The organism is Marinobacter sp. 1-3A (assembly GCF_016597775.1).
Classification (GTDB): domain Bacteria; phylum Pseudomonadota; class Gammaproteobacteria; order Pseudomonadales; family Oleiphilaceae; genus Marinobacter; species Marinobacter xiaoshiensis.
Genome location: NZ_VCGZ01000004.1, coordinates 140,476 through 166,636 on the forward strand (window position 1 = coordinate 140,476; position 26,161 = coordinate 166,636).

General features: G+C 54.9%; 25 protein-coding genes. 11 read left to right on the forward strand and 14 right to left on the reverse strand.

Annotation, left to right across the window (positions count from 1 at the left end; translation table 11 throughout):
- Positions 1 to 21: 21 nt before the first annotated feature.
- The 5 genes from FE848_RS07865 to coaBC all read right to left on the reverse strand — a co-directional run bounded on the left by FE848_RS07865 (position 22) and on the right by coaBC (position 6,653).
- Positions 22 to 1,275 carry an acetylornithine deacetylase gene (locus FE848_RS07865; RefSeq protein ID WP_200202246.1) on the reverse strand — a complete coding sequence of 418 codons (1,254 nt, stop codon included), beginning with the start codon at positions 1,273 to 1,275 and terminating at the stop codon, positions 22 to 24.
- 24 nt (positions 1,276 to 1,299) lie between these two features.
- On the reverse strand, positions 1,300 to 2,196 hold the full coding sequence (argB, locus tag FE848_RS07870; RefSeq protein ID WP_200202247.1) for an acetylglutamate kinase: 897 nt from the start codon (positions 2,194 to 2,196) through the stop codon (positions 1,300 to 1,302).
- Positions 2,197 to 2,247: 51 nt separating this feature from the next.
- Positions 2,248 to 4,899 carry a phosphomannomutase/phosphoglucomutase gene (locus FE848_RS18960; protein WP_200202248.1) on the reverse strand — a complete coding sequence of 884 codons (2,652 nt, stop codon included), beginning with the start codon at positions 4,897 to 4,899 and terminating at the stop codon, positions 2,248 to 2,250.
- Positions 4,900 to 4,990: 91 nt separating this feature from the next.
- Entirely contained in the window at positions 4,991 to 5,452 is a 462-nt protein-coding gene (gene dut, locus FE848_RS07880; protein ID WP_200202249.1) for a dUTP diphosphatase, read from the reverse strand.
- Position 5,453: 1 nt separating this feature from the next.
- Complete coding sequence (gene coaBC, locus FE848_RS07885) at positions 5,454 to 6,653, reverse strand: bifunctional phosphopantothenoylcysteine decarboxylase/phosphopantothenate--cysteine ligase CoaBC (protein WP_200202250.1); 1,200 nt, start codon at positions 6,651 to 6,653, stop codon at positions 5,454 to 5,456.
- Positions 6,654 to 6,839: 186 nt separating this feature from the next.
- Between coaBC and radC the strand changes: the two genes are divergently transcribed.
- From radC to rpmG, 3 genes are all read left to right on the forward strand, one after another.
- Positions 6,840 to 7,514: a RadC family protein gene (gene radC / locus FE848_RS07890; RefSeq protein WP_200202251.1), complete on the forward strand. Its 675-nt coding sequence runs from the start codon at positions 6,840 to 6,842 to the stop codon at positions 7,512 to 7,514.
- Positions 7,515 to 7,732: 218 nt separating this feature from the next.
- Entirely contained in the window at positions 7,733 to 7,969 is a 237-nt protein-coding gene (rpmB, locus tag FE848_RS07895; protein WP_200202252.1) for a 50S ribosomal protein L28, read from the forward strand.
- Between the two features lie 11 nt (positions 7,970 to 7,980).
- Positions 7,981 to 8,136 (forward strand): 50S ribosomal protein L33, encoded by a 156-nt coding sequence (rpmG, locus tag FE848_RS07900; protein ID WP_071263342.1) that lies wholly within the window; start codon positions 7,981 to 7,983, stop codon positions 8,134 to 8,136.
- A gap of 75 nt (positions 8,137 to 8,211) precedes the next feature.
- Here rpmG and FE848_RS07905 read toward each other — a convergent pair whose 3' ends face one another.
- From FE848_RS07905 to FE848_RS07915, 3 genes are all read right to left on the reverse strand, one after another.
- Positions 8,212 to 9,072, reverse strand: a complete 861-nt coding sequence (locus FE848_RS07905; protein ID WP_200202253.1) for an endonuclease/exonuclease/phosphatase family protein — start codon at positions 9,070 to 9,072, stop codon at positions 8,212 to 8,214.
- A gap of 55 nt (positions 9,073 to 9,127) precedes the next feature.
- Positions 9,128 to 9,763 carry a thiol:disulfide interchange protein DsbA/DsbL gene (locus FE848_RS07910; RefSeq protein WP_200202254.1) on the reverse strand — a complete coding sequence of 212 codons (636 nt, stop codon included), beginning with the start codon at positions 9,761 to 9,763 and terminating at the stop codon, positions 9,128 to 9,130.
- A 145-nt stretch (positions 9,764 to 9,908) separates the two neighbouring features.
- Positions 9,909 to 10,517 carry a c-type cytochrome gene (locus FE848_RS07915; protein ID WP_200202255.1) on the reverse strand — a complete coding sequence of 203 codons (609 nt, stop codon included), beginning with the start codon at positions 10,515 to 10,517 and terminating at the stop codon, positions 9,909 to 9,911.
- Positions 10,518 to 10,690: 173 nt separating this feature from the next.
- Here FE848_RS07915 and yihA point away from each other — a divergent pair, with 173 nt between their 5' ends.
- Entirely contained in the window at positions 10,691 to 11,329 is a 639-nt protein-coding gene (gene yihA / locus FE848_RS07920) for a ribosome biogenesis GTP-binding protein YihA/YsxC (RefSeq protein ID WP_200202256.1), read from the forward strand.
- A 163-nt stretch (positions 11,330 to 11,492) separates the two neighbouring features.
- Here the strand turns inward: yihA and FE848_RS07925 are convergent, their stop codons facing one another.
- The gene (locus FE848_RS07925) at positions 11,493 to 12,173 is read right to left on the reverse strand and encodes a TetR/AcrR family transcriptional regulator (RefSeq protein ID WP_200202257.1); all 681 of its coding nucleotides are present in this window, start codon (positions 12,171 to 12,173) and stop codon (positions 11,493 to 11,495) included.
- A gap of 178 nt (positions 12,174 to 12,351) precedes the next feature.
- Here FE848_RS07925 and FE848_RS07930 point away from each other — a divergent pair, with 178 nt between their 5' ends.
- The 4 genes from FE848_RS07930 (at position 12,352) to coaD (ending at position 16,754) form a co-directional block, all read left to right on the forward strand.
- Positions 12,352 to 13,797, forward strand: a complete 1,446-nt coding sequence (locus FE848_RS07930) for a coniferyl aldehyde dehydrogenase (protein ID WP_200202258.1) — start codon at positions 12,352 to 12,354, stop codon at positions 13,795 to 13,797.
- Positions 13,798 to 13,867: 70 nt separating this feature from the next.
- On the forward strand, positions 13,868 to 14,503 hold the full coding sequence (locus FE848_RS07935; RefSeq protein WP_200202259.1) for a hypothetical protein: 636 nt from the start codon (positions 13,868 to 13,870) through the stop codon (positions 14,501 to 14,503).
- A gap of 66 nt (positions 14,504 to 14,569) precedes the next feature.
- Positions 14,570 to 16,162 carry a GMC family oxidoreductase gene (locus FE848_RS07940; RefSeq protein ID WP_200202260.1) on the forward strand — a complete coding sequence of 531 codons (1,593 nt, stop codon included), beginning with the start codon at positions 14,570 to 14,572 and terminating at the stop codon, positions 16,160 to 16,162.
- Between the two features lie 109 nt (positions 16,163 to 16,271).
- Positions 16,272 to 16,754 carry a pantetheine-phosphate adenylyltransferase gene (coaD, locus tag FE848_RS07945; RefSeq protein ID WP_200202261.1) on the forward strand — a complete coding sequence of 161 codons (483 nt, stop codon included), beginning with the start codon at positions 16,272 to 16,274 and terminating at the stop codon, positions 16,752 to 16,754.
- Between the two features lie 61 nt (positions 16,755 to 16,815).
- Here the strand turns inward: coaD and FE848_RS07950 are convergent, their stop codons facing one another.
- The 5 genes from FE848_RS07950 to FE848_RS07970 form a co-directional block, all read right to left on the reverse strand.
- A complete protein-coding gene (locus FE848_RS07950; RefSeq protein WP_200202262.1) occupies positions 16,816 to 18,102 on the reverse strand; it encodes a DUF945 family protein in 1,287 nt (428 codons plus the stop codon).
- A gap of 22 nt (positions 18,103 to 18,124) precedes the next feature.
- Positions 18,125 to 20,266, reverse strand: a complete 2,142-nt coding sequence (ppk1, locus tag FE848_RS07955; protein ID WP_200202263.1) for a polyphosphate kinase 1 — start codon at positions 20,264 to 20,266, stop codon at positions 18,125 to 18,127.
- 69 nt (positions 20,267 to 20,335) lie between these two features.
- Positions 20,336 to 21,352 carry a porphobilinogen synthase gene (hemB, locus tag FE848_RS07960; protein ID WP_200202264.1) on the reverse strand — a complete coding sequence of 339 codons (1,017 nt, stop codon included), beginning with the start codon at positions 21,350 to 21,352 and terminating at the stop codon, positions 20,336 to 20,338.
- 185 nt (positions 21,353 to 21,537) lie between these two features.
- Complete coding sequence (locus FE848_RS07965; protein WP_200202265.1) at positions 21,538 to 22,569, reverse strand: lipase secretion chaperone; 1,032 nt, start codon at positions 22,567 to 22,569, stop codon at positions 21,538 to 21,540.
- Between the two features lie 159 nt (positions 22,570 to 22,728).
- Complete coding sequence (locus tag FE848_RS07970) at positions 22,729 to 22,959, reverse strand: hypothetical protein (protein ID WP_200202266.1); 231 nt, start codon at positions 22,957 to 22,959, stop codon at positions 22,729 to 22,731.
- A gap of 267 nt (positions 22,960 to 23,226) precedes the next feature.
- Between FE848_RS07970 and FE848_RS07975 the strand changes: the two genes are divergently transcribed.
- From FE848_RS07975 to FE848_RS07985, 3 genes are all read left to right on the forward strand, one after another.
- A complete protein-coding gene (locus tag FE848_RS07975; protein WP_200202267.1) occupies positions 23,227 to 23,859 on the forward strand; it encodes a TetR/AcrR family transcriptional regulator in 633 nt (210 codons plus the stop codon).
- A gap of 2 nt (positions 23,860 to 23,861) precedes the next feature.
- On the forward strand, positions 23,862 to 25,559 hold the full coding sequence (locus tag FE848_RS07980; protein ID WP_200202268.1) for an isovaleryl-CoA dehydrogenase: 1,698 nt from the start codon (positions 23,862 to 23,864) through the stop codon (positions 25,557 to 25,559).
- A 196-nt stretch (positions 25,560 to 25,755) separates the two neighbouring features.
- Positions 25,756 to 26,103 (forward strand): DUF503 domain-containing protein, encoded by a 348-nt coding sequence (locus FE848_RS07985; protein ID WP_200202269.1) that lies wholly within the window; start codon positions 25,756 to 25,758, stop codon positions 26,101 to 26,103.
- The last annotated feature ends 58 nt before the right edge of the window (positions 26,104 to 26,161 follow it).

Sequence of the window (26,161 nt, forward strand, 5' to 3'; positions counted from 1 at the left end):
CTCCTCGCCCCGGCTGGAGCGTTATTGTGACTGGCCGCGTCGCCAGACCTCAAACCCTGCAATCGCACGCATAACGATCGGGTAGGCCACCTCGCCTCCAGCGACTTCACGAGCAACTTCCAGTTCCTGTTCGCTGACGCTTGCCAGACGGCCTTGCACCAGATTCCCGTTTGAGAGCGTCACCCTCACTTTACGGCCAACCCATGCAGGCGCTGTTTCAAGATCTTCTGCGTGCCAACTGACAACCTCCGGATTCTCACGAGGTACAAGCGGCTCAAGCGCCTCCTTGGGAATTTCAGGCATGACGAGCTCTACCTTGCGGAGAAACACATCCGGCACCTTGGCGCCATTGTATTCTACAGCCCAAGCCAGGGTGCCATCAGCAGGTTCATCCTCTGCCCGCACCGGAATACCAAGGGCTTCGGAGTTCAGCTGCACAGACGCGGTTATTTCCCCACCTTCAAGCAACCACTGCTGATACAACGCAAGCAACTGCTCGCTGGGGCGCCAACCACGTGCGTTCAAACCGGTTTCGAATGTTTCCAGTGCACGACCCGCCCACTGAGAGGTTCCGAGGCCGGATTCCCGAGCACAGTAGGCAGCCACCCGGCGCATGAGCCCACCATCTCTGATGGTAACGTCCAAGGGCTGAGGCGAGCTCGTCAAAGTTGCTTCTGGCGATACCAGATTGATGCGGGCGCCCGGCCAGTCAAGTTCAAGACTACCGGTATTGGCCGAGTTCAGCTCAAGGTGAAGCCGCTCAGGTGTCTGCTTCAGCACTAACTCACCAGACAAGCGGGTGATGCCCATGCGTAACAAATCGCCACTACCAAGATGCTGACGCGGGTCTGGCGCGCAGGGCAGTGCAAACAGGACTGCCTGCTCACGACCACCGGCACCGTCTTCCGTTACCCAATTGCGGAACATGGTTGCTTCAAGTACCAGCGCCAGCCCTTCGGCCTGCAAAGACCAGCTGGCCGGCAACTGGGCAGGGTCCACCAGTGCCTGGAGCAGAGCCACAGGAGACCCGGCTTCAAATTCTGCACGGCCGATAACCAGAGGCTGAGTCAACTCAAACCCCTGCCAGGACGCCCCGGTAAATACCAGTCGACCTTCTACACCGGAGCCTATTTTTCCCCGCTCCAGAACGCCGCTGACGCCAAGCGCCTGTCGTGCTTCTGCCATGCGCTGGTCCGCCAGCCACCAGACCCCGGCCTTGAATACGGCAAAACCAATCAGGGCTGCCAGTATCAGTGTTGTGAGCAGACGTTTCATCCGGAAAGTCCTCAGGCGACGCGATCAGTTACGCGATATCAGGGTGCCAACACCCTCATCGGTGAAGATTTCCAGGAGGCATGCGTGGGCCACGCGGCCATCAATGATATGAGAGGTGCGTACACCGTTCTCCACCGCACTCAAGGCGCATCGAATTTTCGGCAGCATGCCCCCGTGAATGGTGCCGTCTTCAATCAGGTCGTTCACTTGCTGTGCCGTTAACCCGGTGAGCACCTTATCTTCCTTGCTCTTGAGCCCGGACACGTTAGTCAGAAGCATGAGCTTTTCAGCCTTCATGGCTTCTGCGACCTTGCCTGCCACCAGATCTGCGTTGATGTTGTAAGAGGTGCCATCCGGCCCTACACCAATGGGCGCAATCACCGGAATCACGTTACTGCGGGTGAGCATGTCAATCACGTCCACGTTGATGCTGGCCACCTCGCCAACACGTCCGATGTCGATAATCTCGGCGCGCTCCAACTCCGGTGAGCGATCAACCACTTCCAGCTTGCGTGCGCGAATGAGGTTGGCGTCTTTTCCTGTGAGACCTATGGCTGTGCCACCCTGAGCGTTGATCAAGGACACAATTTCCTTGTTCACCTGGCCGCCCAGTACCATTTCCACCACATCCATGGTGGCGGCATCCGTCACTCGCATGCCATTCACAAAGCGGGACTGGATATTGAGGCGCTGCAGCAGCTCGCCAATCTGGGGGCCACCACCATGAACAACAATCGGGTTGATGCCCACAAGCTTCATGAGCACCACATCACGAGCAAAGCTGCTTTTCAGCTCCTCGTTTTCCATGGCGTTGCCGCCGTACTTGATAACCACGGTTTTCCCGGTGAACCGTTGAATGTACGGTAATCCACGGCTAAGAACGGTAGCCACCTGCATTGCTGTTTCACGATCCAGCGTCATCATTTTGCCTTAATAATTCAGAATGAAAATAGGATTCCCACAGAGCTGTTGTCAGAAGTCAGCCACAAGTTCTGGTGCTGCTTTCTGGAGCTGGGCCCGGAAAATATCTTTTATGCGCTCCAGAGCCTCTTCCGTTTCAGCTTCAAAGCGAAGTACCAGCATGGGTGTGGTATTGGAGGCACGACACAAGCCCCAGCCATCGGCGTAATCCACACGAATGCCATCAATCTTGCTGATGTTACCGTCGCCAAAATCACCCTCTGCACCAAGTTGCTCCATTATGGTGAACTTGCTGCTTTCGGTGACTTCAACATTAAGCTCTGGCGTGCTTATATCCTCAGGGAAGTCTTCAAACACTTCGTCACTGTGCCGGTCATCAATGCCCAATATTTCCAGCAACCTGGCCGCTGCATATAGCCCGTCATCAAAGCCGTACCAGCGCTCAGCGAAGAAAATATGGCCGCTCATCTCACCTGCCAGCAAAGCGCCCGTTTCCTTCATCTTTGCCTTCATCAGCGAATGGCCGGTTTTCCACATGATGGGACGCCCACCCGCTTCCGAAATCACACCGGCAAGCCGTCGGCTACACTTCACATCGTAAATCACATCTGCACCAGGATTTCGTGACACCACATCACGGGCAAAGAGCATCAGCAAACGATCCGGCCAGATAATCTTGCCGGTATTCGTGACCAGGCCCAACCTGTCGCCATCGCCATCAAAGGCCACACCAAGATCTGCGCCTTCGGCTTTCACTCTTTCGATCAGATCCGCAAGATTGGCTGGCTTGCCCGGATCCGGATGGTGATTCGGGAAGTCCCCGTCAACCTCGCAGTACATCGGGATAACTTCACAGCCAAGCTCTTCAATCAGCATCGGGCCCAGCTCACCTGCAATGCCGTTGCCGGCATCCACAACAACTTTGAGCGGTGCTGCCACAGCGATATCGCCGACAATTCGATCAAGGTAAGCCCTGCGAACATCTTCAGTAGACTGTTCACCACGGCCTGCGGCCAGATCACCTGTCTGCACTCGCTTGTAGAGCGCCTTGATGGCATCGCCAGAGAGGGTTTCACCGCCCAGCATGATCTTGAGGCCGTTGTAATTGGCCGGGTTATGGCTTCCTGTCACCATAACGCCTGACCCATTCTCAAGATGATGGGTCGCAAAATACAGCACCGGTGTTGGCACTGCGCCCACGTGAATAACATTGCAGCCGGAAGCCATCACACCGCGAGCCAGCGCATCTGCCAGCCCGGGGCTGGAATGGCGGCCATCGTAGCCTATGCATAAAGATGACAGCCCGCGGCTGATAGCCTCTGACCCTATGGCTGTGCCAATTTGCAGAACAACAGAAGGAGATAAGGTCTCGCCAACAATGCCCCGGATATCGTAGGCCCTGAAAATGTCTGGCGACATCTCAACCACCGGCTCATCCACCTCTTCAACATCTGGCATTTCTCCGCCTGCAAAGAAGGAGCTGTCACTACTGCCGCTGCCAAAACCCAGAACGTCTTCATCGCCGTCCAACATATCAATATCAGGTATGTCCTTGTCCTGAAACAGCGGCTCAACGTCGCCAGGCTCGGCCGTCCCACCACCCTTGGCGGGCTTTGGCTTCGCCGTCTCTGCAGACTTTGTTATGCGCTTTTCGACAACCTGGGAAAGCCTGTAAAGTACTTCAGCGGCGGAGGCAACCATGTCCCACTGAAAGCCGGGTAACTTTTGTCGCTCACCTCCAAATACCTTATGAGCCCACTGAATCAGGTTGGTCACTTCCTGGCGCAAATTCTTCTGGGCGCTGATCAGCAAGACCCACACAAGTATGGCGGCTATCAGGGTAGGCACACCCATCAACAGCGCAACCCACAAGATATTGATGGGGGGCTCAGGCAAAGCGTTCGGTGTATAGCGCAGAGTCCAGTCCGGATTGGCGAGCGTACGGGTTTCAGCTGTGCTTGCATTTCCTCCAGCACCGCCGTTACTGACGAACGTGCGGGATGTTCCGGAGACTGTCTGCACCAAGGCTAACTCGCCACCAAGCTGTGTGCTGTTAACAGAGAGTAGTGGCTGAAACTGGGATGCGTCGAATACCAGCAGGAGGCTACCCACAACCGCCTTGCTGGAGGGATTGCGAACCGGAACGGCCATCTGGACATACCAGCGATTTTCACGGGGAAACGCGTCCGGGTGCAGAAGCTGAGCGTTCTCCGCGCGACGGGCCAGCTCCAGCCCCGCAAAACCAAGCAATCCATTTGCATCGCCAGTCCTGGGAATCTGACGGTATGGGAACAGATACGCTGCCTGCACTCCGGGTAAGGCAGTCGCTAACCTTTGCTGGACCATGCCGGGATCTGCGCGGTCCATCAAGGCATCCACAACATGAGGCTGGGTTGCCAAGCCATTCACGCTCTGCTGCATGAACGCAAGGTACTGACTGATGCGCTGAGCCGCAGCATCTGCCTCAGTGGCCTTCAAGGCGAGATAACGCTCTTCCGATGCCGGCTGCAATACCAGAACATAAACAAGAGCCACTGCAGCAATGCCTGCCACCAAAACAACCAGCGCCTGCTTGATCGCAGTCTGTCCCAGATGGATCATTTTAGAGCTTGCGGAAGCCCGGGTTTTCGGTTTTTTTTCTGCTTTGGCTGTCGGTTGCTCATCAACGGACGCCTCAGTCACTTTCTTCTTACCCAGTTTCATAGTTCATCCTGCAATTATCTTTTTTGTCCTGGACAAGCACTTGTCGGCAAAGTATAGACGCCACAGCGGGTTTCTGCGCTAAGGCTAAAGGCTAGCGGGTTCCTGTAGAGCCGAAACCACCCTCGCCCCGGACGCTGGCATCAAACTCGGAAACCACTTCAAAATCCGCCTGAATTACCGGCACCAGCACCAGCTGAGCAATCCGCTCGCCCACTTCAACCGTAAAAGCAGTTTTGCCGCGGTTCCAGCAAGACACCATCAATTCGCCCTGGTAGTCGGAATCGATCAGCCCCACCAGATTGCCCAGCACAATGCCGTGTTTGTGACCCAGCCCGCTTCTGGGCAGAATCATGGCCGCCAGAGACGGATCTGCAATATAAATGGACAGCCCGGTTCGGATGAGCTGGGTATCCCCGGGATTCAGAGTCAGGGGCTCATCAAGGCAAGCCCGCAGATCCAACCCAGCCGATCCTTCGGTGGCGTACTCGGGGAAGGCAATCTGGTTGCCAATCCGATCATCAAGAATGCGTACCTGTAAATTCTTTTTGCTCATGTTATTCCTGCTTCAGATGTTCGCCAATCAGCGCTACGAGGCGCGATGCAATCGCTTTCTTGGTGTCTGGCCCTATCGCCTCCTGCCCATCCGGCCAGAACACCGTGACGGCGTTATTGTCGCTATTGAAGCCCAGGCCGGGAACAGAGACATCATTGGCGACAATCATGTGCAACTTCTTGCGTTGCATTTTGTCCTTGGCGTAGCTGGCCACGTCGGTGGTTTCAGCTGCAAAGCCCACAGTAAAGGGCGCATCGGGGCGCCCGGCAATGGTAGCCAGCGTATCAGGGTTGCGCACCAGGGGCAGCGCCATGGACTCACTGGACTTTTTGATCTTGTCGTCAGCACGATTCTCGGGCCGATAGTCTGCTACGGCAGCCGTCGCAATAAACAGGTCACAGCCTTCATCAACTGCGTCCATAGACGCTTTCAGCATATCTTCGGCTGTAACAACAGGGCGCACTTCAATGCCCACAGGAACCGGCAAATTGACCGGCCCACTCACCAGAACAACACTGGCGCCCGCATCCCGTGCCGCAACAGCCAGCGCATAGCCCATCTTGCCAGAACTGTGGTTGGTGATATAGCGCACAGGATCTATAGGCTCACGGGTCGGGCCGGCGGTAATTACGACACGCCTGCCCGCAAGCTCTCCAGCTCCGGAATGCTTATTCATGATCAGGGCCGCGATCTCCGCAGCCTCAAGCATACGCCCCGGCCCATTGTCACCACAGGCCTGCTCACCCTGGGCCGGCCCCCAGAGAGAAATTTGCAGATCACACTCCAGCAAACGTATGTTGCGCTGGGTACGCTCATTGCCCCACATGGCCTGATTCATGGCAGGCGCTACCGCGATGGGCGCCTCAGTTGCGCAGCAAACAGTGGTCAGAAGATCGTCGGCCATGCCCTGGGCCAGCCGCGCAACAAAATCTGCAGAAGCAGGCGCAATGACCACTTGATCAGCCCATTTGGCTAACTCTATGTGCCCCATGCCTGCTTCGGCCTCAGGATCAAGCAAAGAGGTACGCACCGGCTCGCCACTGAGCGCCTGAAAGGTCAGAGGGGTTACGAAGGCTTCTGCGCCTCGCGTCATGATAACCTTTACCTCATAGCCCGCCTTTTTCAGCAAGCGCACAAGCTCGGCACTTTTATAGGCTGCAATACCACCGGTAATACCCAGCAGAATTTTTCTGACGGCCATCATAAGGCTCCGTATCCGCTTAATATGAAAGGCTTATAAGATAGCATGCCCAGCGGATACCGACAGCCTGCAAGGCAGCCCCCTCGTTTACCATTTGTTACTTTTTGAAGTAGTCTTCGTAACTGGAATGCGCAGGACGCGCTAAATCCCTCAAAAATCCCCAAAGCGATTCGCAAGGAAGCAAACATGACCAACCCCGCATGGCCTATGGATGAGCGCCCCCGTGAACGACTGCTCGCCCACGGCCCCGAAAGCCTGTCTGACGCAGAACTGCTGGCCATTTTTCTACGCACCGGCACCACCGGCATGCCGGTTATGGAGCTCTCGCGCGCCCTTTTGCAGGAATTTTCCGGCCTGCGTGGATTGCTGACAGCCTCAAGGCGGCAGTTCTGTGGCGTGAAAGGGCTGGGGACCGCAAAATATGCACAGGTTCAAGCCGCCATGGAAATGGCCAGGCGCGTAATGGACGAGCCACTACGCCAAGGCGACCCTCTTCGATCACCAGAAGACACCCGACGCTTTCTCACCAGTCGGCTGGGGACTTACCCCCACGAAGTATTTGCAGGTCTTTTTCTGGACAACCGGCACCGGGTCATTCAATACAGGGAGCTGTTCAGAGGCACTATTGACGGCGCAGCCGTGTATCCGAGAGAAGTGGTGCGACAAGCGCTGGAAGATAATGCAGCGGCGGTTATTTTCGCCCATAATCACCCTTCCGGAGTAGCCGAACCTAGTCAGGCAGACATCTCCCTGACCAAGCGCCTGAAAGAAGCACTCGGATTGGTGGATATCAGGGTTCTTGACCATATGGTGATCGGTCACGGTGAGGTAATATCCCTCGCAGAACGTGGATTGATGTAAGCCGTCACAGGCGAATGTGCGAAAACTGGCCAAATTCCCAACAATTTTTTGCGTTGGGATGCTGGTTCTGGTATAAAAGCGTCCCTTTCTGGCGGCGTCTGGCGAGCAGCGTTCAGTTCAGGGGCGCAAACAGGAGCCTAATCACTCCTCGGCAACCAGAGACGCAATTAAAATCGAATTCGTATTTATTAAGACCATTGCTCAGGTCGGAGGCAAGTATGTCCAGAGTTTGTCAGGTAACCGGTAAGCGTCCGGTTTCCGGTAACAATGTTTCTCACGCGATGAACCACACCCGTCGTCGTTTTCTGCCTAACCTGCAAAGCAAGCGCTTTTGGGTTGAGTCTGAAAAGCGTTTCGTTCGGCTGCGCACGTCTACCAAAGGTATGCGCATCATCGATAAAAAAGGTATTGACGCTGTATTGGCCGATCTTCGTGCCCGCGGCGAGAAAGTATAAGGAGCTGCATCATGCGCGAAAAAATCAAGCTGGTTTCATCAGCAGGCACTGGTCACTTCTACACGACCATGAAAAACAAGCGTAACACCCCGGAAAAAATCGAGATCAAAAAGTACGATCCGGTTGTCCGTAAGCACGTTGCGTACAAGGAAGCCAAGATCAAGTAATTCCTGATCTGGTATCCACAAAAAAACCCGACAAATTTGTCGGGTTTTTTTGTGGCCAGTTTTCAGAAAATCTCTTCAGAACTTTTCCAGATACCCATCGGGTAACGCTATATCCATGGCAATCGGCAAGTGATCCGACATGGGATAGCTCACCACTTCCGAATTCCTTATCTGCAAGCTCGGGCTCACCAGAATATGATCGAGCGCCTTCTCAGGCCGCCAGCTCGGGAAACTGTGGGCGCTGTCCGGCAGAGGGATCAGATCCGTGTCTTTCAAGGGTGTTTGAGTCAACAACTGCTCTGCATGAGCGTTCATATCCCCCATCAGCACCACATGCCGGTACTTTGAAATCAGCTCACTGATAAAACCCAACTGTCGCTGCTGCGCTGACTTGCTCAAAGCAAGGTGCATCATCACCAACACCAGCGGGTCTTCTTCGGTGCCATAGCGGGCAACAATGGCCCCCCTTCCGGGAAGCCGCCCTGGCAACTTGTATTCTTTTACATCCAGAGGCCGGAACCTGCTGAGCAAACCATTACTGTGCTGGGCAATCTGCCCCAGATTACGGTTTAACTGCTGATGCCAGTATGGAATGCCCGCCGCTTCGGCAAGGTACTGAACCTGATTGATGTGCCCACTGCGCAGACTTCCTCCATCACACTCCTGCAACGCTATTACATCGTAGTTGCTCAGTAGCGAGGCTATGCGGTCCAGATTCTGGATACGGTTACGATGGGGCAGAAAGTGCTGCCAGCTTCTGGTCAGGTAGTGGCGATAGGACGACGTACTGATGCCCACCTGAATGTTAAATGTGAGCAGCCGAAGGTGGCGCTGAGGCTCAAACAGGGGTACGTGCTCAAGGCCCGAGTTTGAACCTTTCGGCTCACCCCGGGCACTGATAATACCATCGAGCTGCTTTCTGAAGCGTTTATACATGATATATCTGCTGTCTTGCTCCGTTTGCCAACCCTAACGCCAGGCGAGGCATGCGTTACGGATTCGCAGCCCGCTCTTTCTCCACCAGATAATCCACAACCGCCAGCGATGCCTCAAGACTACCCGCCATGGACGCACTGACCGTGTACTTGCCATTTACCAGCATAGTCGGTGTGCCGGTAATTCGCGCGCCCCGGATTTTGGCCTGCGCCTGCTGCATACGCGCATTAACACCAAAACTGTTGTAGTTATTCAGGAACTCTTCGCGATCCACACCATAACCCGCAACAAAGTCAGCCAGAGACTCACCATCATTCAACGGTCGACGCTGGCCTGCCAGAGCCTCAAAAAGGGCATCATGCACTTTATCCAGCGAGTTCATTGCTTCAAGCGCATAGTACGCCTGTGCGTGGGGCGCCCAGGAACGACCCAGAGCCGCAGGTATACGTACATAATTCACATAATCCGGAGCATTGGCCTCCCAGCTTTCGGCCAGAGGCTTGAAGTCGTAGCAGTGCGGGCAGCCGTACCAGAATACTTCTGCCACCTCAATGTCGGTACCACTGTCTGTGCGCACCGGAGTATCCAGCTTTTTGTAATGCACGCCTTCCTGCCAATCATCCGCATTGGCTTGGCCAAAAACAGCCAGGGCCGCCAACAGCAGACCAACCGTTCTGAATGCTCGAAACATGAAATATCTCCAGATTTTATAAATGTCGTTATAGGGGAATTATGACCCGCCAAACCTGAAAAGTTCCACTGCTTGCGGATTACAGGTTCGACAGACGAAAAACCCCGCACTGGGCGGGGTTTTTGTCAGGCCGTGAACGATTGGATCAGTTCAGTCCAGAAATGTAGCTGGAAACAGCCTCGATTTCTGCATCGGTCAGCCTGGCAGAGACATCCACCATGATCGCCGCGTGAGAGCCATTAGCACGGGTGCCATCGCGATAGGCTTCCAGCTGCTTGGCCAGATACTCGGCATTCTGGCCACCGATGTGAGGATACCCGGCCGGCTCGTTGCCTTTGCCCTGAGGGCTGTGGCAGGCTGCGCACGCAGGAACACCAGAGGCCATGTTTCCACCGCGGTAAAGTGCGGCGCCCTTCTCGACCAACTCCGGATCAGCCTGACTGACAACCATTTTTTGTTGCGCAAAATATGCTGCCAGATCTTGCAGGTCCTGCTTTGACTTGCCAGTAAGCTGGCCTGTCATCTCAGGAATTGGACGTGAATCTTCCTGGATGGCCACCAACTGGTCAAACAGATACCTTTCACCCAGCCCGGATATTTTCGGATAGGACCCCATGATTGGCTTTGCCCCACCTTCACCGTGACAGGCCTGGCAAGCTGCCGCTGCCTGTTTTCCCGCTTCAGGATTACCTGCCCCATGCGCCATTGCTGTAAGGCCAACGCCGAAAACAAATCCTGCGATCAGTTTCTTCATGCTCGCTCCGCTTCTCTCATCTCGAATATATTCTTGGTTTACAGCCGGCAGGCGCTGTTCAGTCAGGCTCAAGACCAGGGCTGACAGCGGTTACGCCAAGCGTACCGCCCGGAATTGGTGTAGCATTATACATTAATCTCTAATAACTGAAATCCAAAGGAAAGCCAACCGCTGTGGACTCTGACCTGACTCAAAAAAGCATCTCTTTTAACAGCGCTCGCTTCCTGATTAGCGCCCCCCGGCTGGAAGACTGCCCACCAGATATAGGCGCAGAAGTCGCCTTCGCCGGGCGTTCAAACGCAGGAAAGTCCAGTGCCATGAACGCAATTACCGCGAACGGGAAGCTGGCCCGCACCAGTAAAACACCTGGTCGCACGCGCCTGATCAACTTTTTTTCCCTGAATCGCGAGCACGCCCGGCTGGTGGATTTACCTGGGTACGGCTATGCGAAAGTATCCCGGGACATGAAAGATGACTGGCAAAAGCACCTGGGACAATACCTGAACCAACGCCAATGCCTGAGAGGCCTGGTTCTGGTGATGGACATTCGCCACCCGCTCACCGAATTCGATCAAATGATGGTGGAATGGTGCGAACATAACAAGCTGCCACTGATGATTCTGGCCACCAAAGCCGACAAACTTAAATTCGGGCAAGCAAAAACCGCCATGCTGGAGATCGCCAAAAAGCTGAAGGCGTTTTCCTGTGTTGAGCATTTGATTATGTTCTCGTCAACATCCAAACGCGGCGTTGATGAGTGCCGGTCGGCACTGACAGACTGGCTGGAAGATTCAGCAGAAAGCACTCAATAGCGAAGAAAAAACCGGCCTGCGAAAACAGGCCGGTAAAACGTCAGGGTTTGCGACGTGTTAAAACCTGAGAACTCACTCAGGGGGCGCCGGAAACGTCCGAATTGCCCGCGCCACACACTAGGACACTAACCGCCCGGAAAAGTTCCGAAGCAGGCACCTGGATTTAGCCCACCGAAACTTCGCGTTCACCCTCCTGCTCCGGCATGGTTGGTCGATACTTCTCCCTGAGCTCCAGAACCTGCTCACGATAAACCGGCGTCACATAAGGGATCTCAAGCGTCAGCACCTGATAAATTCCCTGTTTCAGCTCACGGAGAGTCAGACATGCCGACGCCTTTTCACCGTGTGCGGTTTTCAGGAACGCCATCCAGTTGGTGACAATCAGCCAGACGTTCAGCGACATGGCGGCTCGAAGCGTATCGGGCTGAGGCTCCAGAACCCCGCCTTCCGCCAGCTTCTCGAAAATTCTGCTTATGGCCGCCAGACATCGATCTGTGAACTCTCGATAGTCATTTCGTAAGCGCTGATCCCTGTCCAACAGGTTTTCAAGATCCCGATGAAGAAACCGGTAACTCCATAGCCCGTCAAAAACAGACTCCAGATAAAACGTCATGTCGTCCAGATTCAGCGGCCGGTTTTCAGGAATATCAAGGTAGTAATCCACCAGCTTTTCGTATTCCTGAAATATCTCGTAAATGATGTCGGACTTATTACGAAAGTGGTAATAGAGATTGCCCGGCGAAATCGCCAGGTACGCTGCAATATGGTTGGTTGTAACGTTCCGCTCACCTTGCTCGTTAAACAGCTCAAGGCTCGACAGTAAGATCTTGTCTCTGGTTTTCATAAGCTCATCGACGTTTGTTGTTTTGCAGCTCACAGATGGCCCAATTGGCCATCGGAGTCGCTTGACTCCCTAGAGTATATACTCTAATAATACCGTACAGTGCAAATTGAGCGTTTTTTCGCCACCAAAATAACATCGGGCCGCCGCCCTTGTGCGGCGGTGCCAAGAGGAGGACACCATGGGTGCCAGCGTTGTTCAGCTCTCAGAGAGCCAAAGTCACATTCAACAGACCCACCGGGTGTTTGAGATACAGAAAAAAGCGTTTCACGATCACCCATCGCCGACGCTGGCCGAGCGCAAGCAAAACCTGGAGCGCCTCAAGCAGGCCCTGTTGTCCTATCAGGATCGCATTCTGGATGCCATTGACAGGGACTTTTCCTGTCGTTCGCGAGATGAATCGCTGATTGCAGAGGTGATGCCCTCCATCCAGGGAATCAACTACACCCTGAAAAATCTCGGCGGCTGGATGAAGCCTTCCCGCCGGCACGTCTCCATCCTTTTTCAACCTGCCAGCAACAAAGTCTGTTATCAGCCAAAAGGCGTGGTCGGCGTAATCGTGCCCTGGAACTACCCACTTTATCTGGCCGTAGGGCCGCTTGTTGCCTCTCTTTCAGCGGGTAACCGAACCATGATCAAGATATCTGAGTTCACCCCTCACACATCCGCACTGTTCAAAGAACTTATTGAAGCCACTTTCCCGGAAGACCTGGTCGCCGTTATTAATGGCGAAGCCGATGTTGCAGCCGATTTTTCAGCGCGACCTTTTGACCACATGCTATTCACCGGCTCCACCTCTGTAGGCAAGCTGGTCATGCGCGCTGCTTCCGAGAATCTGACACCGGTTACCCTGGAGTTAGGCGGCAAGTCACCTGCCATAGTTTCTCCGGATGTCCCGCTTGAAGACGCAGCCCAGCGCATCGCTTTCGGCAAGGCCTTCAATGCAGGCCAGACCTGTGTGGCGCCAGACTATGTGCTCTGTCCGGCTGATCGCACACAGGCCTTTGTAGACGAGTTTCGGGCCCAGCTCTCTGAAATGTACCCCTCAATAAGAGATAACGACGACTACAGCGCCATTATCAATGAGCGCCAGTACAATCGTTTGAAAGGTTACCTCGAGGATGCCAGGGCCAAAGGCGCCGAGCTGATAGAGATCAATCCTGCAAAAGAGAACATGAGTGATGGTACCCGGAAGATCCCGGTGACCCTGGTGCTGAAAACAACACCGGAGATGAAGCTCATGCAAGATGAGATCTTTGGCCCGATCCTTCCGATTGTAAGCTATGACAATCTTGATGAGGCCATACAGTTCATCAATGATCGCCCGCGCCCTCTAGCCCTGTACTTTTTCGGTTACGACCGCGAACAGCAGAGCCAAGTGACCGATAAAACCCTGTCTGGCGGCATGTGCATAAACGACTCTCTGATGCACGTCGCCCAGGATGACCTGCCGTTTGGCGGTGTAGGGGATTCCGGCATGGGCCATTACCATGGCAAGGAAGGTTTTTTGACCTTCTCACACCAGCGCGCAATTTTTGCAAAACAGAAGTTTAACAGTGGCAAATTTGTATACCCCCCATATGGCACATCTGCCCACAGAATGATTTACAAGCTTTTCATCCGTTAAGCACCTTGCACTGCAACCGGGGCCCATTCGCCCCGGTAATCGCCTACTCCAAAACAAGAGCGAGCCGATTATGACTGACCCCCTCTCTCCAACCGACGAACTGGATTCTCTTTGCCTCGACCGGCGCAGCTTTCTTCGTACCGGCCTTGGGGGCGCGCTCTTTTTGGGCACCGTGAGCCTGACTGCCGGCCTCAGTGGCTGTGCAACAGCACCCGCCGGCCGCCTTGGTGCTGTCGACACCCGCATGGATGCGCGTTACCAATTCCAGTTTTTGTCCGCTGATGACATAGAACTATTAGAAGCCCTGCTCCCGGCCATCCTCGGCTCCGCGCTTCCAGAACAAGCTAACGCGAGACGCATCGCAATTGCAGGCACCGTCGAACGCATTGATATGGGCATTCACAAATTTGGCCCCGCGAACCAGAAAGAGCTCAGGCAATTGTTTGACCTGCTCAACTTTGGTCTTACGCGTGTCACCATAGCCCGAGTTTGGCCAGCTTGGCGCGACGCCACTGCGGAGCAAGCTGATGCATTCCTTCAGCGCTGGCGTTCAAGCAGCATTGGCCTTTTCAACAATGGCTATATTGCGCTGACAAAAATAAGCAACGTGGCATTTTACGGCCATCAGGAGAACTGGCAGCTTTCAGGCTATCCGGGGCCACCCGACTGGGCGGTTCAGGCCCTGCCGCAATTCCGCAGCGCCTGACGCTCCGCCAGCTGTTTTAGCCCGCTATTTTGACTGCCATCTAACCCAAAAGGGGAACCACCATCCATGTCGTTCAACGATCGCATCGCCCAAGGCCTGGAGTCTGGCTGGAAAGTTATCGACGGCGCCACGCTTACTGAAAATCATACTGCTGAAGCAGATGTCGTTATTGTCGGCACCGGTGCAGGTGGCGGCACCACTGCTGAAATTCTGGCCAAAAGCGGCTTGTCCGTTATCCTGGTGGAAGAAGGTCGCCTGTATTACCAGAAAGACTTCAAAATGGACGAGCTTACGTCCTACGCAAACCTCTATCAGGAAGGCATGAGTCGCACTACAAAAGATGGTGCCATTGCTATTTTGCAGGGGCGCTGCGTGGGCGGCTCAACGACAGTCAATTGGACCAGCAGTTTCCGCACCCCGGATGAAACACTTAACTACTGGAGCAAGCGATTTGGTCTGGACGGGGTAAGCCCGGAAGCCATGGCACCCTGGTTCGACGGCCGAGAGACCCGCCATTCCATGGCCCCATGGGATACGGCCCCCAACCTCAATAACGACATTTTGCGACAGGGGTGCGAGAAGCTCGGCTTTAGCTGGCAGATTATCCCGCGCAACGTCAAAGGTTGCTGGAACCTCGGGTACTGCGGTGTAGGCTGTCCTACCAATGCCAAGCAAGGCGCACTGATGACAACCATCCCGGGCGCGCTAGATAACAATGCAAGTATGTACCACGGGCTGCGCGCCGAACGTTTTGTGATGAATCAGGATCGAATTGACTCCCTCGAAGCCACAGCTATGGCCAGCGATGGCATCACGCCTACCAGCGTTACGGTAACACTCAAAGCCAGGCACTTTGTGGTTGCCGCAAGTGCCATAGGCTCACCCGGCCTGCTGCTACGTTCCAAACTGCCCGATCCCTATGAACGGGTTGGCAAGCGCTCATTTATTCACCCTGTTAACGCCAGCGTTGCACAAATGCCCAAGCTGGTTGACCCATTCTATGGTGCACCCCAGTCGGTATATTCCGACGAGTTCAACTTTAGCAGCGGCGTAGATGGCGATGCAGGCTACAAGCTGGAGGTGCCTCCTTTACACCCGGCCATGTCGGCAGGAGTTGTGCCGGGCCATGGCGACGAACAAGCTAAAAACCTGGCCGGCTTACCCTGGATGCAGTCAGTTATCGCTCTGGTGCGTGATGGTTTTCATGAGGACAGCCCTGGCGGCACTGTTTCACTTCGTGACGATGGCAGCCCGATGCTTGATTACCCGGTAAGCGACTATCTCTGGAAAGGCCTTCGTAGAGCTTTCTACACCATGGCTGAAATCCAGTTTGCCGCGGGCGCAGACAAAGTGCGCCTGATGCACCTTGACTCGGATTGGTATTCCACCTGGGCCGACGCCAAGGCTGCTATTGACGGCTTTGCCATGGAGCCTCACCGGGTTCGCCTGTTCACCGCTCACCAGATGGGCGGCTGCGCCATGGGGAGCAATCCGGAAGAGTCTGTGGTCAACGGATTTGGTGAGCATCATCACGTGAGCAATCTCAGCGTGCACGACGCATCGATTTTCCCCACCAGCATTGGAGCAAATCCCCAGCTCTCGGTTTATGCCCTGGCGGCGAGAAACAGCTCTCGACTGGCACAACGGTTGAAAGCCTGATTCTCCATGGTTGGCACTGTTCTTCACGCCAGTGAAGGGCTTGCCACCCGGCCTACAGAAACTCTTTGAATACTGATACTCTGGGCGCCTGTTAAAAAAGGAGCTGTGCATGCCTAAAGTCATTTACCCGGGCACCTTTGACCCTATTACTAACGGCCATACAGACTTGATCAGGCGGGCCAGTAACCTGTTTGATGAAGTGGTGGTTGCCGTTGCCTACAATTCCAAGAAGCAGCCTCTGTTTGATCTGGAGGAGCGCTGCGAACTGGTGCGGCTGGCAACGGCTGGCATTCCGAACGTGAGTGTGACCGGTTTCAGCTATTTGCTCGCCGATTTTGTCCGCGACCAGAATGCCACGGTTATTCTCCGTGGCTTGCGAGCAGTATCCGATTTCGAATATGAGTTTCAGCTTGCAGACATGAACCGCAGCCTGGCTCCGGAGCTGGAAAGCGTGTTCTTGACGCCGTCCAATCACCTCTCCTACATCTCCTCAAGCCTGATCCGGGAAATTGCCTCTCTGGACGGGAATGTATCGGAGTTCGTGGACCCGGTTGTGGCAGAAGCTCTGAAAAAGAAATTCAGTGAAGCCTGATGTCTATCAGGCGGCAACAAAAAAGCCCCTTCGTGGGGCTTTTTTGTTGCCTTGAACCGCTTTAAAACACCGGTGGCAAGGGGATTTCCTGGCCGTTAACCTCAATCACCATGCCGGCCAGTTTTGCTGCCAGCACCAGCCGGTCGCCATCGGGCACCAACAGACCTTCTTTGATGAGTGGCGCAAACTGCATACGCACTGCCGGGTATTCATCCACCAGCACGGCAGGCAAGCTCAAATTCATACTTCCATTGAGCTGCTGCATCACCATCAACATGCTCTCTTTCTGATCTTCAGTCAGTTCTGGATGGCTGAGCACCAGGTTGCCGGTTACTGCTCCTTCCGGCGTGTCCAAAGACAACTCAGGAACGCCCATCGAAAACCCTGCTGCTGCCAGATTTCTCATTGCCGTATTCACCTGCCCCATGGCTTCCATCTGCCGCTCAAAGGTTTCGCGACCTCCGGCATCAGGTGCCAACACCATGCCCTGAAGTTCAGCCATACTGGTGCTTAAGCTGTTCCAGCTGGCAACATCGAGGTTTTCCAGAGCGAACGCCAGCTTGTGTGGGCCGTAGGCCTGATCTTGATAACGAACCTTTTTCGCCTCAATCGATAACAGGGAATCCAGGCGCTGCGCCTTGCCCTTCGCCTCGGTGCTGCTGCGAGCGAGCAATCCCTCGATGGTTACCGTGGAGGCCTCAGCAGGTGTCAATTCAACAGAGCCTATCGACGCTTCCATGGTTCCGGTCCAGACGCCACCCACCAGATGAGCCATGCTCTGTTCAACCCGGAAATTATTAACCCGGATGCTCATATCCCGCCCGGACAGACTAACCTGTGGCCAGACAATCAGCGCTTCAGCCTGGGATCCTGTGTCACTTATTTCAATACGCGCAACACCGCCGCTGGCTCTCAGTGATTCACCGCTCTCCGGGTTAGTGATTGCCATAGCCGGCGCTTCCAGCTCCAGCACAGCCGTACCCCAGAGGCGCGTTTCCAGAGTCAGCCTTGGCCGCTCCTGAAACCAGTCGGCGCCTTGCGGTGTCCAACCATCAACGGGCACGAAATTCATAAAGCTACCGGTTATGCCATGGGTGACGCCGGCACGGTAAGCTATCCGGCGGGTTTGACCACTCTCAGGGTCAACCATGGTTACGGCTCCACTCATGTCCGAGCCGAAAAAGCCCCTGCGATAGTTATCCGTCTGCATCTGGATAAATGGCTGCGACTGATTCAGCTCATGGGTAACCTCCTGCCACTGCTGTTCGGTTACATAACCCACGACCCATGGCATTGCGCCAGCGACAACCAGAACACCTGCACCGCCAATGATCCATTTTGCTTTCAAGAACTCTCTCCGTCTGAAAATTTCAGGATTTGCCCGTCAGGCGCTCCAGAAGAACCAGTTGCGAGGCCACTCGCTCCTCACCCTCGGCCAGTTGATTTTGAACGTAACTGCCATCGGGCTGCAACATCCAGGACTGGCAGTTATCCGCCAGATAAGTATCCAGATCTTCGCGCACCCGCGCTACCAGATCCGGGTCCTCAATTGGAAACGCAATTTCAACCCGGCTTAGCAGGTTGCGTTCCATGCAGTCTGCACTTGAACAGTACACGTCAGGCTTACCGTCGTTACCAAAATAGTAAGCCCGTGTGTGCTCAAGGAACCGCCCCACAATGGAGCGCACACGAATATTATCCGAGAGGCCCGGAACCCCGGGCCTGATACTGCAGATACCACGCACTATCAAATCAATCTGCACCCCGGCCTGGGAAGCACGATAGAGGGCCTTGATCAGTTGCACCTCTGTCAAGGCGTTAATCTTGAAAATGATACGGCCTTTTTCTTCCAACGCTGTCTCACGCTCAATCAAGCTGAGCAACCGCTTGTGGAGGGTGAACGGGGCATGGAACAGCTTCTTGATCTTCAGAGCCTTCCCCATACCGGTTAACTGCTGAAAGATTTTGTTAACATCGTCACCAATGGAATCATCACAGGTCATGAAACTGTAATCGGTATAAAGCCGAGCATTCACCGCATGGTAGTTTCCGGTTCCCAGGTGCACGTAGCGGAGCAACCGACCTTCTTCACGGCGTACAATCAGGATCATCTTGGCATGGGTTTTATAGCCCACAACGCCATACACCACGATCACGCCGGCTTCCTGCAAACGGCTGGCCAGCTCCAGGTTCTCCGCCTCACTGAACCGGGCCCGCAACTCGACCACCACAGTCACTTCTTTACCGCGTTTGGCCGCATCGGCCAGTGCTTCAACAACCTCCGAATTGGCGCCAGTGCGGTACAAGGTCTGGCGGATAGCCAGCACCTGGGGGTCCTTCGCGGCCTGACGCAGCAAATCCACAACCGGGCTGAAGTTCTGGAATGGATGATGCAGCAATATTGGCCGTTTCCGTATGGCATCAAATATAGTTTCTTTGCTGCGGATCTGCCGGGGTATGGTGGGCGAAAAGCTGGAATATAGCAGATCAGGGCGATCCACCAAGCCGGTGACCGCCATCAGTCGTGTGAGGTTAACCGGCCCGTTCACCTGGTACAGATCTCTTTGCCCGAGGCCGAATTCCGTGAGCAGGAACTGCACAAGCTCCTGAGGGCAGTTATCCGCAACCTCCAGCCGAACACCATCACCGAAACGCCGGCTGAGTAACTCACCGCGCAATGCGGACGCCAGATCTTCAAGGTCGTCTTCCAGCTCAAGGTCGGCGTTGCGGGTGAGCCGGAACTGATAACAACCCTTGACCTCCATACCCGGGAATAGCTCATCAGCGTGGGCGTGGATCACTGAAGACAGAAAAACCAGGTTCTCTCCGCCGTTGCAGACTTCATCCGGTAAACGCACCAGCCTGGGCAGGGAGCGCGGCGCCGGCACAATAGCCATGCCTGTTTCACGACCAAAGGCATCCTTGCCATCAAGTTCAACAATAAAGTTCAGGCTTTTGTTAACCAACCGGGGGAAAGGGTGTGAAGGATCCAGTCCTATAGGGCTGACCACCGGCAGAATTTCTTCATCGAAATAATTGCGCACCCACTCTGCCTGTTCCGGCGTCCATTCCATACGCCGCACAAAGTGAATGTTTTGCTGCTCCATTTCGGGAATCAGCACATGGTTCAGAATGTCGTACTGCTCGTCGATATATTCATGGGCGATGCGGCTGATCTCGCTCAGCGCCTGTTCCGGCATTATCCCATCAGCGCCCAGGGTTTCCCGGCCGTATTTGATCTGCTGGCGCAGCCCTGCCACCCGAATCTCGAAGAATTCGTCCATATTGCTGCTAAAAATACAGCAAAAAATCAGCCGGTTAATCAGCGGATGAGTGGTATCCAGCGCCTGCTTCAATACTCGATAATTGAACTGAAGCTGGCTCAGCTCACGGTTGAAGTAGTTTTCACTGGCGTCCAGATCAATCACTTCACCTTCAGCTGGAAGGTCTATGGGAGCGGGTACGCTCTGCCCCCCGCTTGCTGTGAGATTTCTGACAATTTCCGCTCTCATGGCCTTTGATTTCCTGTCTGATTGCCCCCCCCCTGCCTCTTCCCGACAAGGAGTAGTCCGTTAACAGCCTCAGCGCTGCTTGTCCCGCATCAGGCGGGCGGCTCGCACGGCGAAGTATGTCAGAATGCCATCTGCTCCGGCACGGCGCATCGACATCAGGCTCTCCATCATGACAGTGTCTCCGTCAAGCCAGCCGTTCTGCTCCGCCGCCATATGCATAGCGTACTCGCCGCTAACCTGGTACACGAATGTTGGCACCTGCAGTTCGGTTTTTATCCGGTGCACAATATCCAGATACGGCATGCCGGGTTTGATCATCACCATGTCAGCGCCCTCGGCAAGATCCATCATCACTTCATGAATCGCTTCATTGCTGTTGGCCGGGTCCATCTGATAGGTGGTCTTATCACTTTTTCCCAGACTGGCGGCCGAACCGACGGCATCCCGGAACGGGCCGTAATAACCGGAAGCATACTTGGCAGAATAGGCCAGAATACGCGTATTAATATGTCCTGCGGATTCCAGCGCCTCACGAATGGCAGCAACACGGCCATCCATCATATCGGAGGGTGCAACGATATCTGCACCGGCATCAGCGTGTGAAACCGCCTGATTAACCAAGGCTTCAACGGTAACGTCGTTCAGCACATAGCCTTCGTTATTGATGATGCCATCCTGGCCATGGGTGGTGAACGGATCCAGTGCCACATCCGTGATAACGCCCAGCTCGGGATAAGCCTTTTTCAGTGCCCGAACAGCCCGCTGTGCCAGCCCGTCGGAATCCCAGGCCCCGGAGCCGGACAAGTTCTTTTTCTCCGCAGACACAACTGGAAACAGGGCTATTGCAGGAATCCCCAGCTCCACCAGCTCTGCAGCCTGCTCAACCAACAAATCAATGCTCAGGCGATCCACCCCCGGCATGGATGGCACCTGCTCGCGCTGTCCTTCCCCTTCCAGTACAAAAACCGGGTAAATCAGGTTGTCTGGCGTCAGTTGGTTTTCCCTTACCAGCCGACGGGAAAAATCGCTGGCGCGATTGCGACGCAAACGGGTAGCTGGAAAAACACGTGGCGTTGATAAAGACACAGAAAGCCTCCTGAATGGCACAATAATGAGTAGGACTGGAAATCCTGGCACCCTGGCGGCACCGTTGACACCATCATACACCTCCGGGGCTGCTGGTTGCAGGCTACCAACGTAGGCAAGCGCTGTCTGCGGAGCAACATTCAATCTGCAGCAGACTCCGGGAGGCTCATTTTTTGTAAGCTTTGCTATTGAATAGAATCGAGCGCCCTGGCCCGGACTCGCTCAGCTTCGCTGAAATACTTTTCCCGCAACTGGCTCAGACTTTTTTCTCTCTCAAGCTCTGCCAAGCCAGACTTCGCCAAGGCATCACGCTCTTGAGCATACGACTGCCACCGACGATTCCAATCCCTTTGTTCTGCGTCCAATGCTTCCAACCTTTGGGCAGCTTCATCACCAAATTCTTGACGCCGCCAGGCTCGCAAAGCCTCCGGGTCGTTAGCCATCTCTTCTCGCGCCTGCTCATAGCGAGAAAACTTTCGAGTATCCTCGCGAGCCTGCCTCAGAGGTTCAGGCAAGGCCATTTCAGCCTCGGCAAAGGCCTTCTCGCGCTGCTCGTGCGTCAGATTGCTGTCTCTGGCAATGCTTCGCTTTCTGAGTTGATAGCGATCTATGGCTTCTTCTTGCGCAAAAAAAGCCTCCGCCGTATCTGCGTCCAACCAGGTTCTACGCAACGCCTGAATCTCCAGCATCCGGCGCTCCATTTCACCCGAACCGGAAATCCCTGCTTCTCCGTAAGCCGCCTCAAGATCCGACAAGGCAAGCTTGTAATCCAGGTAACGGCCAAGAGTGTCGAGAGCCTGCCCTCGCGCAGGCTCTTCCAGCACTGAAAGGGCAAGCCGTACTCTTGCTACCAACTGCGACAGATCTTCTTCACCCAAAGCCGATAGATAGTACTCAAACAACTGCCGCAACTCCCCTGTGGGGATGAGGTTGCCAAAACGGTCTGTTATCGCCCAACCGCCAGGCTCCGTTGTGCCTTCCAACGACGCCGGTAACTGTTCTGGCACCTCAAGCTCAGCGGAGTCGTCAACAAGTCTGGAAGGATTTTGCAGCCGGCCAGCAGCAAAGCCCGCGTCATCCGTTCTCAGATTATCGGGGCGTTCAGCAGAACGAACGGAAACAGGCTGATTTCGGGCACTATCCGCCAGCAGCCAGAGTGCAATCACAACTGCTATGATTACGGGGACGGCAAAGGAGAGTTTGGAAACAGATTTCATGATAGAGGTCAGTTCCGGCCATAGGTGGCTTGGCTACAATCCGGGGAAACAAGGACCGTAACGCTTTCAAGAGCCATATTAAGCGGAAACTGGGCGCGTGACCGAGACAGACCGCAAAAACAGGCCGGAGCATGCAGCCCCGGCCTGCAAAGACAATGCTCAGAGCGCGCGGTTATTAAAGCCTGTCTCCACCTTACGAGGGGAGTCAACGCGGAAAGATGTCTCAACTTCCTGGATTTTGCCGCCTTGGCTCAGGAAAGCATCGATATCCTGCTGTAGCTGCGCCCGTACCCGTGCCCTGCCAGCGATAGAATGTGTATCGTCACTCTCGCTGCCCGTACTAGCCCAGTTACCGGATTGCTCCAGATTGCTTTCGTCGAACTCGCTCATGGTTTTCTCCATCAACGAAAACAGTGTTACAAGCGCGGCAAACCAAATAAAGCAGCCGCACTCCGCCTCGACCAGCCGCTACTGCGGCGCCGTCTTGGCGTCTTTATAATCTGCTTTTCACGACAGAGCTATTACCGACAACATGTTTTTTGTAAATATTTGTAACAACCATAACCTGATGAATTTTAAAGATAAAATAAAGGTAAAAAAAAGTGTTTGCCCTGACCCAAAGAATGAATCAATATTCACTAATAGCGGGAGCCCGAAATGGCTTATCGTGAAACGGAAAAGATGCGACTGCGTAAAGCCGCAGCACGTCAGCGGATCGCTGAGTGCACCTATGAGTGCGTTGCCGAAGGCGGCTTTCGCAACGCAAGAATTACTCGCATTGCGCAGCTTGCGAATGTTGCCACAGGAACGATCTACCGGCATTTCGAGTCGAAAGAAGACTTGTTTGCTGAAATCTTCCGACAGGCCACGCAGCGTGAAATAGACAAGGTTACGAAAGCACTGGCAACACCGGGAAGTGCTACAGAGAGACTGGAAAAAGCATTGCGGCAATTTGCCGAGCGCGCATTGAAAGGGCCCGTAATGGCCTGGTCCCTCATTGCAGAGCCGGTGGACCCGAAAGTTGAGGAAGAGCGGCTGGCTTACCGAAAGGCCTACGCCGGCCTGTTTGAACAGGCGATCCGGGAAGGTATCGAAGAAGGGTGCATTCCGGATCAGAACCCCCGCCAAAGCAGCACCTGCCTGGTGGGGGCTATTGCGGAAAGCCTGGTAGGGCCTTTATCACCAACCCAGATCGGGCAGGCAACCGAAAAAGAAACCGAGAACAACGACCAGCTGGTCAACACCATCATCTGCTTTTGCATACAGGGGTTGACCGGCACGAGGAGGTAGTTATGAATACCCCACAGCCCACGTCCGGAACACCCGAAGAACATGGTGATCGCTATTTGGCGATCACCCACGAGGTAGTCAACCAGCCCCCACCGCTGGAAAACTACAACCTGTATGAGCAGGACATTGCCCTGCAGAAGGCTGTGCACCGCGAAGGAGCGGGGAAGGCGGAAAGCGACCTGAAAGCCTTTGGCGCGCTGGCTGGCAGCGCCGCAACCATCGATCTCGGTTTTCGGGCCAATAACAATAAACCGGTGCTCAATACCCACGACCGCTTTGGCCACCGCATCGACGAAGTGGATTTCCACCCCTCGTACCACGAACTGATGGGCATTGCCTTTGAAAGCGGTCTTCACAGCAGCCCTTGGACAAACCCCGGCAAAGGCGCACATGTAACCCGCGCAGCAAAATACTATATGCACTCCCAAGTGGAAGCTGCACACTGCTGCCCGGTCACCATGACCTTTGCGGCCATGCCTTCCATTCGCAAACAACCGGAGCTTGCAGCGCTCTGGGAATCCCGAATACTGGCCAACAGCTACGACTCCCGCAACGTCCCCGATAGCCAGAAGAGCTCAGTAACCATTGGCATGGCAATGACCGAAAAGCAGGGTGGCAGCGACGTACGCTCAAACAGCACCCTGGCCTACCCGGTAGGAGCCAAAGGCCCGGGCCAGGCTTATGAGCTGGTAGGCCATAAATGGTTTGTCTCCGCACCTATGTGCGATGCTTTTCTGGTATTGGCCCAGACCCCCGGCGGCCTGTCCTGCTTCCTGATGCCACGCTGGCGCCCGGACGGAACCAAAAACCCCTGGCAGATCCAGCGCCTGAAAAACAAAATGGGCAACGTAGCCAATGCCTCCAGCGAAGTAGAGCTGCGCGGCGCACTGGCATGGATGATTGGCGAAGAAGGCCGCGGCGTACCTACCATCATAGAAATGGTTGCCATGACCCGTTTCGACTGCATGATTGGCAGCTCTGCAGGCATGCGCCAGGCCGTCGCTCAGGCCACCCACCATTGCCGTCACCGGAGCGCCTTTGGCAACAGGCTCATTGACCAGCCACTGATGCAAAACGTACTTGCTGACCTGGCCCTGGAGAACGAAGCCGCCCTCGCCTACACCTTGCGAATCGCCCGAGCACTGGATAGCCAGGACCAGGAACACGAACGCCTTTTGGCACGGCTTGCTACACCTGTTGGCAAATACTGGATCTGCAAACGCACACCTAACCACGCCTACGAAGCCATGGAATGCATTGGCGGCAGCGGCGTGATGGAAGACTGCATCATGCCCCGCCTGTTCCGCGAATCCCCGGTGAATGCCATCTGGGAAGGCAGCGGCAACGTACAGTGTCTGGACACCCTGCGCGCCATCCAGAAAGAACCCGAAACCCTCGATGCCTTCTTCCTCGAAGCTGCCAAGGCAAAGGGTGCAGACCGCCGCTTCGACCAGTTCCTGGCACAGCTGCAAAATGACTTCGCCGACATCAGCGACTTCCAGTACCGCGCCCGCAACCTGGTTGACCGGCTGGCCCTGGTCATGCAAGCCTCCCTGCTATTACGCAACGGTGACAAATCCGTGGCCGATGCCTTCTGCGCTTCACGGCTGCAGTCCAATGGCGGCATGAACTACGGCAACCTGCCCTCGGGGATTGATGCTGCGGCTATTATCAAGCGGGCAACGCCTGTAGTAGGCTAGAGCTGGTGTCCACCAAGACATCAATATATGAGCTTGTTGGACTCCACTTGAATTGTTCGAGAACCGGCGAGGCAAGGCTTTCCAAAACTATGCGGAGCCAGGGATGGCGGAGCCCAAGCGTCACATGGATGTGCCGCAAGGAGCATGTTTTGGAAAGCCTTGCCTCGTCGGTTCCAGCACCAAAGCCGGAAAATCTATGTCTGAAACACTCAGAAGACTGCTGAAAGAGGGCAAAGCGCCCCAACACAACACCGCGATAACACCCCACGTAGGCGTACTCACCCTGCACTTCCAACTCTACGGCTGCGAAGACCTCAAAGCCAAACGCAAAGTCTTCACCCCACTGCGCGCCGTCTGGGGCAAAGAACCCGATCTGGCCGTGGCAGAAACCGCTGATCTGGAAGCCCTGGACTGCGCCACCTGGACCATCGCAGCCCTCGGCACATCCTCACAACAAATCACTCAACGCCTCGACCAGGTAGAGAAAGCCATCCAGGAAAAGGTCGATGCCGCTATACTCGACATACACCGGGAAATTCTCTGAACACGCTCAGTGGCACAAGATTTAAGCAGCCCGTATACTACGCCCCCTCAGGGATGCC

What these genes read in the sequence shown, in the direction of transcription:
- rpmB (WP_200202252.1), top strand. Translation starts at nt 7,733, where the DNA reads ATGTCCAGAGTTTGTCAGGTAACCGGTAAGCGTCCGGTTTCCGGTAAC.
- dut (WP_200202249.1), bottom strand. Translation starts at nt 5,452, where the DNA reads ATGAGCAAAAAGAATTTACAGGTACGCATTCTTGATGATCGGATTGGC.
- FE848_RS07905 (WP_200202253.1), bottom strand. Translation starts at nt 9,072, where the DNA reads ATGTATAAACGCTTCAGAAAGCAGCTCGATGGTATTATCAGTGCCCGG.
- FE848_RS07915 (WP_200202255.1), bottom strand. Translation starts at nt 10,517, where the DNA reads ATGAAGAAACTGATCGCAGGATTTGTTTTCGGCGTTGGCCTTACAGCA.
- rpmG (WP_071263342.1), top strand. Translation starts at nt 7,981, where the DNA reads ATGCGCGAAAAAATCAAGCTGGTTTCATCAGCAGGCACTGGTCACTTC.
- FE848_RS07975 (WP_200202267.1), top strand. Translation starts at nt 23,227, where the DNA reads ATGGCTTATCGTGAAACGGAAAAGATGCGACTGCGTAAAGCCGCAGCA.
- FE848_RS07940 (WP_200202260.1), top strand. Translation starts at nt 14,570, where the DNA reads ATGTCGTTCAACGATCGCATCGCCCAAGGCCTGGAGTCTGGCTGGAAA.
- FE848_RS07935 (WP_200202259.1), top strand. Translation starts at nt 13,868, where the DNA reads ATGACTGACCCCCTCTCTCCAACCGACGAACTGGATTCTCTTTGCCTC.
- FE848_RS07985 (WP_200202269.1), top strand. Translation starts at nt 25,756, where the DNA reads ATGTCTGAAACACTCAGAAGACTGCTGAAAGAGGGCAAAGCGCCCCAA.
- FE848_RS07965 (WP_200202265.1), bottom strand. Translation starts at nt 22,569, where the DNA reads ATGAAATCTGTTTCCAAACTCTCCTTTGCCGTCCCCGTAATCATAGCA.
- FE848_RS07925 (WP_200202257.1), bottom strand. Translation starts at nt 12,173, where the DNA reads ATGAAAACCAGAGACAAGATCTTACTGTCGAGCCTTGAGCTGTTTAAC.
- FE848_RS18960 (WP_200202248.1), bottom strand. Translation starts at nt 4,899, where the DNA reads ATGAAACTGGGTAAGAAGAAAGTGACTGAGGCGTCCGTTGATGAGCAA.
- coaD (WP_200202261.1), top strand. Translation starts at nt 16,272, where the DNA reads ATGCCTAAAGTCATTTACCCGGGCACCTTTGACCCTATTACTAACGGC.
- FE848_RS07865 (WP_200202246.1), bottom strand. Translation starts at nt 1,275, where the DNA reads ATGAAACGTCTGCTCACAACACTGATACTGGCAGCCCTGATTGGTTTT.
- FE848_RS07910 (WP_200202254.1), bottom strand. Translation starts at nt 9,763, where the DNA reads ATGTTTCGAGCATTCAGAACGGTTGGTCTGCTGTTGGCGGCCCTGGCT.
- ppk1 (WP_200202263.1), bottom strand. Translation starts at nt 20,266, where the DNA reads ATGAGAGCGGAAATTGTCAGAAATCTCACAGCAAGCGGGGGGCAGAGC.
- FE848_RS07980 (WP_200202268.1), top strand. Translation starts at nt 23,862, where the DNA reads ATGAATACCCCACAGCCCACGTCCGGAACACCCGAAGAACATGGTGAT.
- FE848_RS07970 (WP_200202266.1), bottom strand. Translation starts at nt 22,959, where the DNA reads ATGAGCGAGTTCGACGAAAGCAATCTGGAGCAATCCGGTAACTGGGCT.
- FE848_RS07930 (WP_200202258.1), top strand. Translation starts at nt 12,352, where the DNA reads ATGGGTGCCAGCGTTGTTCAGCTCTCAGAGAGCCAAAGTCACATTCAA.
- radC (WP_200202251.1), top strand. Translation starts at nt 6,840, where the DNA reads ATGACCAACCCCGCATGGCCTATGGATGAGCGCCCCCGTGAACGACTG.
- argB (WP_200202247.1), bottom strand. Translation starts at nt 2,196, where the DNA reads ATGACGCTGGATCGTGAAACAGCAATGCAGGTGGCTACCGTTCTTAGC.
- coaBC (WP_200202250.1), bottom strand. Translation starts at nt 6,653, where the DNA reads ATGGCCGTCAGAAAAATTCTGCTGGGTATTACCGGTGGTATTGCAGCC.